Here is a 13,219-nt window from a genome sequence, read left to right on the forward strand (position 1 = left end):
TCATTCCGCAGGGGAAGTCACTGGGGCGCCTATCCGCTTAGGGGAACCCATGAAGAAGATCATCGCCGCAGCTCTGCTCGTCGTCGCCGGTGTTTTCGCCGGTCCGGCTGCTGCCCAGGCTTACGTCCCGTCGACCAGCGTCACGGTTCAGGGCAACGTCGCTGCTGGCGGCACCATCAACGTCACCATCGTCAACGGCTCGTTCATCGCCGGCGAGAACGTCAGCTTTGCCGTCACCGGTGAGGGTCGCGTCACGCTGGCCGCCATCGAGACCACGACGCTCGTCAAGACCGCCGACGCCAACGGCGCCGCTCGCGTCGCCGTCACCCTGCCTACCACGGCCCGTGGCTCCTACGCGCTGACCGCGACCGGACTCACCTCGGGCAACGTGGCCACCGCCGCGCTGACCGTCGTCGCCGCTGACGGCACCCCCGCCGCTGGCTCGAACAACGCCGGTGGCCTCGCCTTCACGGGTTCGACCGTCCCGACGCTCGTCATCTGGGCCGCCGCCGGCGCCCTGATGCTCGGTATCGCGCTGATGGTCGTCGTCACGCTGCAGCGCCGCGCGCGCAACAACGCGTAACACGAAGAAGCAATGGTAGAAGGTCCCGAGCTTTTGCTCGGGACCTTCTTGCTTTCCCTGATAGTCGCTCCGTTTGGCACCGCCCGTTTCGTAAGGGGCAACTCACTAGAGGATAAATACTTATGAGTAACTCGACAGTTTTGCTGGGTTCGAATGCGCTTCGTGATGCAAATGCCGGAGTGGCGGGCACGGTCCTCGAGATAGGCGAGTCCTTGGCCGGTCACGGTTGGGAGCCGCGTTACCAGTTTGCAAAACCAGGCGCTGAACCTCGCCGCGAACGCCAGATGGCGTACTTCCGGATGCTCTCAGCGGTAGTCAAACTTAAGCCTGCGGTCGCCATCGTCGGAAGCGCCGACGGAGTTCTCATTCCGCTGATACGACCAGGTCTTCCCCTTGTCGTCCACTCCCATGGTCTTGAACACATGGCTCGGGCAGCGTTTGATTCACAGTCTGTACCCCATACCTTCGGGAGGGGCCACCGATATATTCGCGAGCCAGCAGTTAAGCTCGCCTCCCGGCGTGCGGATGCACTTGTCGTGCAGACAGAGTCTCAGGCCGCCTATGCACTGGAGCACTTCGGTGCCCGTCCCGAGCGTGTGCACGTGATTCCTAACTCAGTTGACACTTCGTTCTTCCTGGTCGAGCCAATCAAAAGTCCCAGGCCAGTTGTCGTCTGGGTGGGTAGTTGGCTCGCAGGTAAGGGCAGTGAGTGGGTGCCTCGCGTGTTCGCAGACCTACGCCTCAGAAGGCCTGACGCGGTCTTGCACCTAGTAGGGACAGGTGCGGGTGAAGCAGCTGTGCGGGCATCGTTCGCCGATGAGGATCAAGAAGGCCTTGTCGTAACGCCCAAAGCTTCGCGGGACGGGGTGCGAAGCGCTCTAGCTGCAGCCAGAGTGGGCCTCTTCACCAGTGCCTTCGAAGGATTCGGTCGCGTTCCCCTGGAAATGGCTGCTGCCGGCCTGCCAGTTGTCTCGACGAAAGCCGGCGTTGCAGGTGAACTCATTCAGAGTGGTGTCAATGGTGAGGTTGTGGATTTCCGAGAGGTGGGGGCAACCGTCAACGCCCTGGAGCGTTATTTGTCCCACGCCGCACTAGCTGCTGAGCATGGGCGCAACGCCCGGTCAGCAGCACGTCGTTTCGAGCAACAGCACATTGGTGCCCAATGGAACGGGCTGCTTCAGGTCCTGGTGCATCGCGCCAAATAGGGCTTGGCCGTCAGGGCGAATCTCAGAGGAAGTGAGAGGGCGACCTGGCCCAAACCCTTGCTCACGCCGTTGTCAAGTGAATCGTCCCCCCTCGATGCTCTAGAGAGACACTCTCCAGGGGCGCCGCGAGGGGAACGAGCTTCGCCCCGCCAATCGTTGCTGACTGAGACTCGAGACGGGTCTTCACGTGCTCAATATCTCGTTGTCAGCCTCTGAGTGAGGTCGTTCTATATCTCCCGCCTAGTTGCCGGGGTGCATATCTAGGCTAGGTCGGGAGAGAGCGGTGAGCAGCATCGATTGCAGGAAACCATGACGCGGGAGAGCTGCTGGTCCAGGAGGCCTACGCAATTGATGTCGGAGAACTTCTCGGCCGCGCGTTCTCCGGCTTCCTCCATGAGCGTTCGCGCGTGCGGTTCAGCGAGTAGCAGCGAGATCGATGCTGCCAGTCCGGCTGCGTCCCCGGGCTCGTGCAGAAGTCCGGTCTCGCCGTCCCGGACCAGGTCGTCGGGCCCACCTCCTCGGCTGGCCAGGACGGAGAGCCCGTGGCTGAGTCCCTGGACGATGACCTGCCCGAATGGTTCGGGACGAGTGGACGCGTGGATCAGGACGTCGTGTCGATCTAGGAGGGGGTCGACGTCGTGTTGGTGTGCCATGAAGACCACCTCGAAGGGAAGCGCCGCGGCAGCTGAGTGGAGGCGCTCGACGTAGCCCTGATCGCCCATGAGTGCGTCGCCTGCGATGGTGAGCTTGATCCTGTTCGACGGCACCTGGGGTGCGAGGAGCGAGAGTGCTTCGAGGACGATATGAATGCCCTTCCATTCGACGACACGACTGAGGCTGAGCAGGCGCAGCGGTGCGTCCTGCACCTCCTCAGAGGGGCGGGTGCGGACGCCGGCCGGTGTTCCCGATGGGGAGAAGATAGGGGCGCTCACCAATCCGCGGAACCGCGCGGGAACGGAGCGGCCCGTCCAACTGCTGTTGGGCAGGATCTTGGTTACGCGCGTGAACACGAAGTGGCTCGCCAACCGCTTCAGGCGTGAGAGGGAATCTGAGGAGACCCCGTCCCGGAGCAGTTGGACGTGGATCTGACCTCGCGGCTTTAGCACCGCGACGAGCACGGCGGCCCTGAGCGTGTTCGACGCGATGAGGTCATGGGGATGCGCTCGAAGGAGTCTTGCAAGGAAGAGCATCTGACCTGGCAGGCCTTGAGGCCTGGCGGGCGCGAGAATCGAAGCGTCCCGGTCGAACGGAAGGGATCCAGTCAGAGGCTCGAGGAACGCGAACTGCCAAGACAGGCGGCTGTGACGGGCAATGCGGGGCAGAGCCAACTCCGCACCGCCGGGCTGGGTCGTGTGATCGACCGAGATCACGCCGACAGGCTCGTACGGCGTTGTAGAGCGTGTGAGTGATGTGACGGTTTTTCTCCATCTCGAGGGGTTTTTGCGAAGCTACATGATGGACACCCGACGAACGCCACGTTGACAGGAAATGGACTGGTGCTCTCTAGATCTACCGGGCGGTTTCGTGGTGAGGCCGGCGGTTCGGGTCCCTGGATCGTGCCGAGGTAAGGCGGCTACGGACGGGCACCGCGCCTCCCGTGGTTGCCGCGCTGAGCACGACGACCGCCACGACGGCGGGTACGGCCGCCATCGAGCGGAGCGCCCCCATGCGACGGAAGCCGGTCGCCCGTGCGGCCAGGGAGAGGAGCGGCGTCAGCACCAGTTAGGGCGCGGCCACCTGCGTGTACCCGTCTGTCGTCGTCGGCAGGCCCGCCTGTCGAGTGTGGACAATCGCCTCGGCCCAGGTGGCCCAGGCACCTCGGCGACGGACGGGAGGAGAGCGACGACCGTTCTGGCGACGTCGAGGACGACGAGTCAGGCCGCGGTTGTCGTCATTCATTGCGTCGTTATCCAGCCAACGCTAGTGATCGCCGACTGGGACCCCAGGGGGCCGGGGGATGACGGACGTGCATCGGGCGGGTGTGCTCCCTGGTGACGGCGACACGTCCCGGTATAGACGCCCTCACTATCACGGCCGAGTATGAGATACTCATGTATTACGTCCTGACTGAGAAGAGGATCGACACATGGCGCCCCTCGCCGCTGCCCCGCCGTCACACCGCACCGCCGGCGCCGCGACCCCTCGCAGACTGTCCTCCCTGGACGGGCTCCGAGGGGTCGCGGCAGTCGTGGTCGTCCTGCACCACGTCCTGCTCGTCGTTCCCGTGCTCGCGTCTGCCGGGGCGCCGGGCCATGACGACGGGCCGTTCCGCTGGCTCGTGAACTCGCCCCTCCACCTGTTCTGGGCCGGAGAAGAGGCGGTCGTCGTCTTCTTCGTGCTCAGCGGCTGCGTCCTCACCCTGGCCGTGCTCCGTGTCTCGTCCACGCCCTGGCGGGCGTACTACCCGAGCCGACTCCTCCGTCTCTACCTGCCGGTGGTCGCCTCGGTGGGGTTCGCGCTCGTGCTCGCCCTGACCGTTCCCCGCAGCGCGCCCGATCAGAGGTCGAGGTGGATGAACATCCACGACGACGAGGTGTCCGTGGTCAGCGTGCTCCGCACGGCCACTCTTCTCGGCAACGCCGACAACCTGAACAGCGTGCTCTGGACGCTGCGGTGGGAGGTGGTCTTCTCGCTCGCCCTGCCCCTCTACGTCTGGATCGCCCGGCGCGTCGTCCGGTCGGGGCTCGTCCTCGCTGCCCTGGCCATCGCCACCTCCGTCGCGGGATCGCTCTCGGCCTCGACCCCGGTCAAGTACCTCCCGATCTTCATGCTCGGCGTCGTCCTCGCCGTCCATCTCCGCGAGGTGCAGTCGGTCTTCGACCGGCTCCGGCGCCGATGGTCCTGGGCGCTTCCCGGGCTGGGGGCTCTCAGCCTGCTGCTCGTGACGATCGGATGGTGGTGGCCGTGGCCGGGCCCGACGGGGAACCTCGTGCTCGCCACCCGCCCTGTGGTACTGGTCGCCTGCACCCTCATCGTCGCGCTGGCGCTGGTCGCCCGGTGGTCCTGGCTGGAGTCGCCCGTCGTGGCGTGGCTCGGCCGCGTCTCCTTCAGCCTCTATCTCGTCCACGAACCCATCGTCGTGTCCGTGGCCTATCTGCTCCCGACGCAGTCGGTCTGGCTCGTCGGGCCCATCGCCGTGCCCCTCGCCGTCGCTGCCGCCGCCGTGTTCTACCGGTTCGTCGAGTCCCCGAGCCACCGGGCTGCCCGAGCCGTCGCCCGATGGTGCCGAGGCTCCGGTGCGCAGACGGTGCGAGCTGTGGAGGGCCCGGTCACGGCCGATCGCGTCGAGCGGTGAGACGCCCGAGCATGACCACCCCGACGAGGGCCCCGAGCAGCGCCCCCGTCGTGTTCGCGAGCAGGTCGTCCAGCGAGGCGAAGCGGTCGGGGAGGAAGAGCAGCTGGCCGAGCTCGACGCTGCCGCTGATCACGAACCCGGCCACGGCGCCCCACCACCAGCGGCGCAGGCCGACGAGCAGCACCACGATCAGCCCGACCGGCACGAAGAAGACGATGTTCGCCGTGAACTCGACGGCGCTGTAGCTCATCCACGCGGGGAAGCCGATGGCGTGCAGCCGGTCGAGCACCCGGATCAGCAGGGGAGTCACCTCGCTGTCGACCGGCCTGGACGTGAAGGCGACGAGCGCCACGAACGCGCCGTAGCCGAGCGCGGACCGGACCGCGAGGCGCCGCGTCGCAGGGCCGGGTGTTCCGGCGGGGTGAGCGCCCAGCAGGGGGCGGAGCGTCGCGCTGACCAGGGCACCGAGCGCGAGCCCGACCGCGACGGCCACCGTCAGGGAGGTGAGGCGGGCGCGGACCGGCACCGCGCCTCCCGCAGTCGCCGCCGTCAACACCACGACCGCCACGACCCCCAGCACAGCGGCGACGCGCAGCAGCGCCCGTCGGCGACGGAAGCCCGTGGCGACGGCGGCCAGGGGGAGGAGCGGTGCGAGCACCAGCGCGATCGCAGCGACCTGCGTGTAGCCGTCCGACATCGTCAGCAGGCCGATCGGCCGCGTCAGGGCGAGCACGTCGGCCCAGGTCGACCGCGCCACCTCGGCGACGGCCGGGAAGAGGGCGACGGACGATCCGACGAGGGCGAGCACGACGAGCCAGGCCGCGAGCAGACGGGCGGCGGTCGTCCGCAGCCGTCGCGTCGTCATCCGCCCCACGGTAGCGGTGTCCGCCTGCGACCGCGCCGGGGGATCCCGCAGGTCAGCTCCGGGCGCCGACGCTCAGTCGTGCGCCTCGACGTACGAGCACGGGAGGGTGATCGTCCACGGCCCTCCGGGCGCGATCGGCGCGACGGCCTCGGCCTGGCCGGTCTCGCACTGCTCGACCACCGCGTCGGCCCCGCCGGTCCACTCGGGGCCCGCCGCGCGGGCACCGTCGACCGACCCCGTCTGAACGACCTGCGCCAGGGTCACGACGGCGAGCAGGAGGCCCAGCACGACCGCGGCGAAGCGCCGTCGCCGACCCAGCGCGACGCCCAGCGCCAAGGGCAGGAGCGCCACGAGGAGCATGCCGGGCACGACGCCGTAGCGGCTGAACGAGAAGGCCTCCCACTCGGCAGGCCCCCACGTCGAGTAGAAGGCCCGGTGGTAGCCGTTGGCGAGGTACGCGCCCGCGTAGGCGCCCACCGAGCCCCCGAGGAGGGTGAGGGCGGCCACCCGCTGGAGGGCCGTGCCCCGGAGGAGCACCCACGCTCCGGCCGCGACGAAGGGCAGCGCGGCGAGGGCGAGCAGCCACAGGCGGCCGTCCGCGATCTCGCCGACGGAGGAGGCGTCGGCCCAGAGGGCACCGGCCGGTACGTTGACGAGGTAGCCCGTGACGAGGTCCGCCAGGCTGCCCGGCGCGCCGGCCATCTCCTCGCGGGGCGACGACACGGCGGCGACGGCCTGGGCGACGAGCCCTGCCAGCAGCGCGACCCTGGCCGGCCAGCGGCGTGCGTCGCGCCACCCCCAGAGCAGCAGCGGGACGAACAGGACGGCCTGGATCTCCGTCGCCCCGACGACGAACAGGCCGAGGGTCGCGAGCACGACGCCGACACGAGTCCGCGGGCGGTGCAGCAGCACCCACGGCGTGACCCAGAGCAGGAACCAGTGCAGGTTCGCGACGTTGCCGAGCACCTCGACCGACACGACCGGCAGCAGCACGGGCGTCAGTGCCAGGGCGCCCCGGGCGCTGGGGCTCGTCATCAGGTCGGCCGTGCATGCCCAGACGACGACGGCCACCACGCCGACCGTCAGGCAGCTCGCGGCCGTCATCGCCAGCGCCCACTGCTCGACGTCGACCGAGGCCGTCACGGCGTCGGCGATGACGCGGGGCAGCAGGTGGAGATAGCCCGCGTAGGGCGTCGCCCAGAGGGAGCCAGCGGAGGCGGCGGCGCTGTCCGCGAGGAAGTCGCGGCCGTCCTCGGCCCAGAGCGTGTCGCGGGCGGCCTCGGGGACTCGCAGCCAGGCCCACAGGACCGTGACGACGAAGAGCACGACGGGGTTCGCCCCGCGCACCGGGGCCCCGGTGAACATCGCGCGGTACGAGCTCTGCCCCCGCGAGGTCGGGGTCGTGGTCGACGTGCTGATGGCGGAGCCGTTCTCTCGAGGCGGTCGGGCGACGACCGAGCTTATCGAGGCGGCGGGGCAGCAGCGACCGACAGGTGTAAGACAGGAGCATCCCATGACGAAGACATCCGACTCCTCCTCTGCCCGCGACTCCGACGGAGCGCCCGCGGCCTCCGACCCCACGGGGCAGATCACCGACCGCCAGAAGTGGCAGGCGTTCGGCGTCTGCGTCGGCGTCGCCGCCCTCACCATCCTCGACCTGTCGAAGGTCAACGTCGGCCTGCCGAGCATCGAGGCCTCGCTCGGCGCCGGGCCGACCGCCCTGCAGCTGATCGTCGCGGGCTACGCCCTGGCCTTCGGCCTCTCGCTCGTGCCCTCCGGCCGCCTCGGCGACCTCAAGTCGCGCCGCCTCCTGTTCGTCATCGGGCTCAGCGCGTTCACGATCGCGAGCGTCCTCTGCGCCCTCGCCCCGAGCATCGAGTTGCTCGTGGTCGCGCGCATCCTCCAGGGGGTCGCGGCCGGCATCCAGATGCCCCAGGTGCTGGGGCTCGTGCAGCAGCTCTTCCAGGGCAAGGAGCGCGGTCGCGCCTTCGGCCTCTTCGGCGCCGTCATCGGCATCTCGACCGCCTTCGGCCCGACCCTCGGCGGTCTGCTCATCGCGATCGGCGGCGACCAGGACGGCTGGCGCCTGCTGTTCTGGATGAACGTGCCCCTCGGCATCGTCGCCATCGTCTTCGCCCTCAAGCTGCTGCCGCGGGCGACGACCGCCCCGAGCGGCCACAACGAGCTCGACCTCGTCGGCATCGTGCTGCTCGGCCTCACCATCCTCACCCTCATGCTGCCGTTCGTGCTGACCACCGGCCAGGGCGACGAGCCCCTCCGCTGGCTCTTCCTGATCGGGTTCGTCGGGTTCGGCGCCGCCTTCGTCGCTTGGGAGCAGCGCTACAAGGCCCGCGGCAAATCACCCGTCGTGCATTTCTCGCTGTTCTCGCTCGCGTCGTACCGCAACGGCACCCTCATCGCCACCGTCTACTTCTGCGCTCTGCCCGCCACGTTCCTGCTCACCACGCTCTACCTGCAGCAGGGCCTCGGCCTCGAGCCCGTCTACGCCGGCATGGTGACGATCCCGTTCGCATTGACCTCGGCGGTCGCGGCCTTCTACGGCGGCCGCATCGTCGACAAGTACGGCCGCAGCCTCGTGGTGCTCGGCCTCGCCCTCGTCGCTGGCGGCTTCGTGCTGCTGCTGCTCGCCGCGGTGCTCACCCCGCAGGAGATCACGCCCTACGCCATGGGCGTCGGCATGCTCGTCGCCGGCGCGGGCGGCGGCTTCGTCATCTCGCCCAACCAGACCCTGACCCTCGCGGAGGTCCCGGTCGAGATGGGCGGCGTCGCCGGCTCCATGGGCCAGGTCGGCCAGCGTGCCGGCACCGCCATCGGCACGGCGGCCGCGGTCTCGACCTTCTACTCGGTCATCGCCGGCGCCGGCTCCGACGCCTCGCTCGACGTCTACCATGCGGCCTACCGCAGCGGCTTCTTCGTCACCATCGCCCTCGTGGCGGTCGCGCTCGTGCTGGCGCTGCTCGACCTGCGGGCCCGCAAGCAGGGGCGCGTGGGGGAGGTGGCCAGCGCCTCCTGAGGTCCGCCCCGCTGGGCGGGGTCGTCGTGCCCGGAGCGGCTCCCCGGCGACCTGCGTCGCGGGGCCCTGCCGGTCGGCGAGTCAGGCGGTCGCGGGCGAGGACGCCAGCGCAGCCACGAGCCACGCCGTGATGTCGACGTCGTGCGTCGTCGGGAGGTCGACGGAGGCCGGGTCGACGGCGCTGACGGTGCTGCTCGAGGGGGAGACGACGGAGGCGGCGGTGACGACGGGCATGAGGGGCTCCTTCACGAGGCGGTGACGTCGCCGCGGGCGGCGCCCCCGGCGTTGACGGAGCCCCCGCGGCCCGCCCTCAGGGCAGGCGAGCCGCGGGGCCCCTGGTGCGCCGGCCCGTCCGTGGACAGGACCCCTCCGGGGTGCGGCGTCGACCTGCGGCCAGTCAAGCGGTCGCCGCGACGCACGGCATCACCCCGGGGGATGGGACTGCCCAGGCGCGAGCTAGTCCGGAGGGATGAGGCCGGTCGCCGGGCGGCGCGCTGCGGCCCGCGCCTCCGGCTGACGACTGCTCGGCTCTGACGGGCTCTTGCGTGCTGCTCAGCCCGCGACGACCCCGAGCACCCCGTCGTGCAGCAGCCCGTTCGTCGCGAGGGCGCTGCCGTGCCACGGGCCCGGCTTGCCGTCGGCGCTCGAGAACCGGCCCCCCGCCTCCTCGACGATCGGGATGACCGCCGCCATGTCGTACGGCTCGAGCCCGAACTCGCCCGCCACGTCGACGCTGCCCTCGGCGACGAGCATGTACGACCAGAACTCGCCGTAGGCCCGCGTGCGCCAGACCCGGCCGGTGAGGTCGAGCAGCTGGTCGAGCCGGCCGGCGTCACGCCAGTACTCGAGGCCGTTGTAGCTCAGCGACGCGTCGGCGAGGTCGCTCACCCCCGACACGCGCAGGGGAGCGGTGCCGTGCTCGGACGAGAACGCCCCGCCGCCCCGCGTCGCCCACCAGCGCCGCCCGAGGATCGGCGCGCTCACGACCCCGAGCACCGGCACCCCGTCGACGACGAGCGAGATCAGCGTGGCCCACACCGGCACCCCGCGCAGGAAGTTCGCCGTGCCGTCGATCGGGTCGACGATCCACTGGCGGTGCGAGGCACCGTCGTCGCCGTACTCCTCGCCGAAGAAGGTGTCGCCGGGGCGCTCGGCCTCGATGCCGGCCCGGATCGCCCGCTCGACGGCCTGGTCGGCATCGGTCACGGGCGTGCGGTCGGGCTTCAGCGACACGTGCAGGTCGGCCGAGCGGTAGCGCTCGGTGCTGATCGCGTCGGCCGCGTCGGCCAGCTGCAGCGCCAGCCGCAGGTCGTCGGCCCACTCGGCCGAGCCTCTCGGATCGGCAGCGGACGAGGAGTCGCGGGTCGGGTCGGTCACCTCGCCAGCGTACCGAGCGCGGCCGGCCGGCACCGCGCCTCCGACTGGCCCGTCCTGCCCGACCCGCACCGCGCCTCCTCAGGCCACCTTCTTGCGGCAAATGCCGACTGAACGAGACCGGTGAGCCGCAGAACAAGTGCTTTTCCGGGTCTCAGATCATTCCCGGTCGGCATTTGCAGCCAGCGGCCCCCGGACGGGCCGGTGCGCACGCCTCCGTGGGCCGCCACCCCGAGACGCGTCGCGGCTACGGCTGCTCGTCGCCGCGGGCGTCGTCGTCGCGCGCGGCCTGGTCGCGGCCGCTGACCCCGCCCTTCGAGGCGAGCAGCGTCTGCAGCGACCGGAGCCGCTCGCGCCCGGTCTCGCCGAGCTCGCCGGCCTCGACGCGGTCGACGATCTCCCAGTCGTGGGCCTCGGCGAGGGGGATCCCGTCGGGCGCGGGCCCGTCGGCGGGCAGCGCGTGCGCCGCGAAGGCCTTCAGCATGTTCTCGGGGTCGACGTGGCCGAGGCCGAACGACCGCACGCCGGGGGTGTCGACGATCCAGCCGCCGCTCGGCACCTTGAACGACACCGTCGACGACGACGTGTGCCGCCCGCGCCCGGTCACGGCGTTCACCACGCCGACCTCGCGCTGCGAGCCGGTCAACGCGTTCACGAGCGTCGACTTGCCGACGCCCGAGTGCCCCACCGTGACCGTCACGTGGCCGTCGAGCAGCTCGCGCAGCTCGTCGAGCACGGGCGACGGCGAGCCGTCGGGCAGCGGGTCGAACGACGTGGAGGTGGTCGTCACGATCCGCAGGTCGAGGCACGCGAAGTGTGCGGCGAACGGCGCCGGGTCGGCGAGGTCGGTCTTCGTGATGCAGAGGATCGGCTCGACGCCCGCGTCGAACGCCGCGACCATGTAGCGGTCGACGAGGCGGGGGCGCGGCTCGGGGTCGGCCGCGGCCACGACGATCAGCATCTGGTCGGCGTTCGCCACGATCACGCGCTCGACGGCGTCGCTGTCGTCGGCGCTGCGCCGCAGCAGCGTCGTGCGCTCCTGCACCTTCACGATGCGGGCCAGCGAGCCCTCGGCACCGCTCGTGTCGCCGACGACGCCGACGCGGTCGCCCGTCACGACGCTCTTCTTGCCCAGCTCGCGGGCCCGGGCGGTCGTGATCTCGCGCTCGTCGGGGGTGCCCGCGTCCATCAGCACGCCGTAGCGGCCACGGTCGACCGTCCAGACGACGCCCTCCTCGGCCTGGTCGTAGGCCGGGCGCTGCTTCGTGCGCGGGCGGTTGGCCTTGGGGTTCGGGCGCACGCGCACCGAGCTCTCGTCGTACTCGCCGTAGGCCTCGTCGTCCGCGTCGCCCCCGACGTCGCTCCACCAGCTCATGCCGGGCCTACAGGAAGCCGAGCAGGTCGATGTCGGCGGGCCGCTCGCTGACGCGGCGACCGAGCAGGTCGCTCCACAGCTCGGTGAACTGCGGCAGCGTCTTCGCCGTCACGCGCACGTCGTCGACCTCGACGCCGTCGACGGCGAGGCCGATGATCGCGGCGGTCGTCGCCATGCGGTGGTCCTCGAACGAGCGCCACTGGCCGGCGTGCAGGGGGGAGGGCTCGAGGTGCAGCCCGTCGTCGAGCTCGGTCACCCGGCCGCCGAGGGCGTTGATCTCGCTCGCGAGGGCCGCGAGGCGGTCGGTCTCGTGGCCGCGGAGGTGGCCGATGCCGGTGATCGTGCTCGGCCCGGAGGCCAGGGCGGCGAGGGCGACCAGCGCGGGCGCGAGCTCGCCGCCGCGCGAGAGGTCGACGTCGACGCCGGGCAGCGAGCCGCCGCCGATCAGGCCGTCGCCGCCGTCGACCGTGAGCACGTCGCCCTCGAGCGTGACCGTCGCGCCCCAGAGGGGCAGCAGCTCGATGAGGTCGGCGCCGACCTGCGTCGTCTCGGCGGGCCAGTGGGCGATCGAGACCGTGCCGCCCGCGACCAGCGCCGCGACCAGGAAGGGCGCCGCGTTCGACAGGTCGGGCTCGATGACGAGGTCGCGGCCCGCGATCGGGCCCGCGGGCACCTCCCAGACGCCAGCCGACGGCGAGGTGACCTCGACGCCGCGCTGCGCGAGCGCGTCGACCGTCATCTCGATGTGGGGCATGCTCGGCAGGCTCTCGCCGGTGTGGGTCAGGGTCAGGCCCCGCGAGAAGCGCGGGGCCGAGAGCAGCAGCCCCGACACGAACTGGCTGGAGGCGGACGCGTCGATCTGCACCGCGCCTCCCTCGACCTCGCCGGTGCCGTAGACGCTGAAGGGCAGCGAGCCGCGGCCGTCGTCCGCCACCTCGACGCCCAGCGCCCGCAGCGACGCGACCGTGGTCGCCATCGGGCGGCGGCGGGCCGACTCGTCGCCGTCGAACGTGACGGGGCCGAGGGCCAGCGCGGCGACCGGGGGCAGGAACCGCATGACGGTGCCGGCCAGGCCGCAGTCGACGGTGACCCCGCCCTGCAGCTCGCCGGGCGTGATCTCGAGGTCGGGGCCGAACGGCTCGCCCGACTCGACCTCGTCGATCGTGGTGCCGAGCGACCGCAGGGCCTGGATCATCAGCGCGGTGTCGCGCGAGTGCAGCGGCGCCCGCAGGCGGGACGGGCCGGAGGCGAGGGCCGACAGCACGAGCTCGCGGTTCGTCAGCGACTTCGACCCGGGCAGCGAGAGGGAGGCGCGGAGCGGCCCGGCCGCCCGCGGCGCGACCCAGCGCCCCGGGTCCGCCTCGGGCACGCGGCCGTCGTCGTAGGGGGAGAACTCGGGCGCGGAATACCTGTACACCTGCATCGGTTCACCAGGGTAATGCAGCGACGACCTGGAGGACGTGTGCCCACAGCACTTGCACCGATGAC

At 70.8% G+C, this 13,219-nt stretch carries 11 protein-coding genes; 4 read left to right on the plus strand and 7 right to left on the minus strand.

Features of this window, described 5'->3' with window-relative positions; translation table 11 throughout:
- Positions 1 to 49: 49 nt before the first annotated feature.
- Together ASF82_RS04130 and ASF82_RS15155 are read left to right on the plus strand one after the other, a co-directional pair.
- Positions 50 to 583 (plus strand): hypothetical protein, encoded by a 534-nt coding sequence (locus ASF82_RS04130; protein WP_056053715.1) that lies wholly within the window; start codon positions 50 to 52, stop codon positions 581 to 583.
- 122 nt (positions 584 to 705) lie between these two features.
- A complete protein-coding gene (locus ASF82_RS15155) occupies positions 706 to 1,788 on the plus strand; it encodes a glycosyltransferase family 4 protein (protein ID WP_082514304.1) in 1,083 nt (360 codons plus the stop codon).
- Between the two features lie 260 nt (positions 1,789 to 2,048).
- Here the strand turns inward: ASF82_RS15155 and ASF82_RS04135 are convergent, their stop codons facing one another.
- Entirely contained in the window at positions 2,049 to 3,158 is a 1,110-nt protein-coding gene (locus ASF82_RS04135; RefSeq protein ID WP_056053718.1) for a glycosyltransferase family 4 protein, read from the minus strand.
- Positions 3,159 to 3,874: 716 nt separating this feature from the next.
- Between ASF82_RS04135 and ASF82_RS04140 the strand changes: the two genes are divergently transcribed.
- Positions 3,875 to 5,083, plus strand: coding sequence for an acyltransferase (locus ASF82_RS04140; protein ID WP_082514305.1), 1,209 nt, complete (start codon positions 3,875 to 3,877; stop codon positions 5,081 to 5,083).
- On the opposite strand, the gene ASF82_RS04145 is transcribed toward ASF82_RS04140, so the two are convergent.
- Complete coding sequence (locus ASF82_RS04145) at positions 5,058 to 5,948, minus strand: VanZ family protein (protein WP_056053722.1); 891 nt, start codon at positions 5,946 to 5,948, stop codon at positions 5,058 to 5,060. The genes ASF82_RS04140 and ASF82_RS04145 overlap by 26 nt on opposite strands.
- Before the next feature lie 72 nt (positions 5,949 to 6,020).
- On the minus strand, positions 6,021 to 7,313 hold the full coding sequence (locus ASF82_RS04150; protein ID WP_056053725.1) for a hypothetical protein: 1,293 nt from the start codon (positions 7,311 to 7,313) through the stop codon (positions 6,021 to 6,023).
- Between the two features lie 148 nt (positions 7,314 to 7,461).
- Here ASF82_RS04150 and ASF82_RS04155 point away from each other — a divergent pair, with 148 nt between their 5' ends.
- The gene (locus tag ASF82_RS04155) at positions 7,462 to 8,982 is read left to right on the plus strand and encodes an MFS transporter (RefSeq protein ID WP_082514306.1); all 1,521 of its coding nucleotides are present in this window, start codon (positions 7,462 to 7,464) and stop codon (positions 8,980 to 8,982) included.
- 81 nt (positions 8,983 to 9,063) lie between these two features.
- On the opposite strand, the gene ASF82_RS15475 is transcribed toward ASF82_RS04155, so the two are convergent.
- The 4 genes from ASF82_RS15475 to aroA form a co-directional block, all read right to left on the minus strand.
- A complete protein-coding gene (locus ASF82_RS15475; protein WP_156369909.1) occupies positions 9,064 to 9,216 on the minus strand; it encodes a hypothetical protein in 153 nt (50 codons plus the stop codon).
- A 318-nt stretch (positions 9,217 to 9,534) separates the two neighbouring features.
- Complete coding sequence (locus tag ASF82_RS04160) at positions 9,535 to 10,359, minus strand: inositol monophosphatase family protein (protein ID WP_056055795.1); 825 nt, start codon at positions 10,357 to 10,359, stop codon at positions 9,535 to 9,537.
- Positions 10,360 to 10,603: 244 nt separating this feature from the next.
- Entirely contained in the window at positions 10,604 to 11,731 is a 1,128-nt protein-coding gene (rsgA, locus tag ASF82_RS04165) for a ribosome small subunit-dependent GTPase A (protein WP_056053728.1), read from the minus strand.
- A gap of 7 nt (positions 11,732 to 11,738) precedes the next feature.
- Complete coding sequence (aroA, locus tag ASF82_RS04170) at positions 11,739 to 13,154, minus strand: 3-phosphoshikimate 1-carboxyvinyltransferase (RefSeq protein ID WP_056053732.1); 1,416 nt, start codon at positions 13,152 to 13,154, stop codon at positions 11,739 to 11,741.
- Positions 13,155 to 13,219 lie beyond the last annotated feature (65 nt).

This window comes from Frigoribacterium sp. Leaf164, from assembly GCF_001423665.1.
Taxonomy (GTDB): domain Bacteria; phylum Actinomycetota; class Actinomycetes; order Actinomycetales; family Microbacteriaceae; genus Frigoribacterium; species Frigoribacterium endophyticum.

Bases quoted from the DNA above. Each gene is read 5' to 3' on its own strand.
- ASF82_RS04130 (WP_056053715.1), top strand. From the start codon at position 50: ATGAAGAAGATCATCGCCGCAGCTCTGCTCGTCGTCGCCGGTGTTTTC.
- ASF82_RS15155 (WP_082514304.1), top strand. From the start codon at position 706: ATGAGTAACTCGACAGTTTTGCTGGGTTCGAATGCGCTTCGTGATGCA.
- ASF82_RS04140 (WP_082514305.1), top strand. From the start codon at position 3,875: ATGGCGCCCCTCGCCGCTGCCCCGCCGTCACACCGCACCGCCGGCGCC.
- ASF82_RS04145 (WP_056053722.1), bottom strand. From the start codon at position 5,948: ATGACGACGCGACGGCTGCGGACGACCGCCGCCCGTCTGCTCGCGGCC.
- ASF82_RS04150 (WP_056053725.1), bottom strand. From the start codon at position 7,313: ATGTTCACCGGGGCCCCGGTGCGCGGGGCGAACCCCGTCGTGCTCTTC.
- ASF82_RS04155 (WP_082514306.1), top strand. From the start codon at position 7,462: ATGACGAAGACATCCGACTCCTCCTCTGCCCGCGACTCCGACGGAGCG.
- ASF82_RS15475 (WP_156369909.1), bottom strand. From the start codon at position 9,216: ATGCCCGTCGTCACCGCCGCCTCCGTCGTCTCCCCCTCGAGCAGCACC.
- rsgA (WP_056053728.1), bottom strand. From the start codon at position 11,731: ATGAGCTGGTGGAGCGACGTCGGGGGCGACGCGGACGACGAGGCCTAC.
- aroA (WP_056053732.1), bottom strand. From the start codon at position 13,154: ATGCAGGTGTACAGGTATTCCGCGCCCGAGTTCTCCCCCTACGACGAC.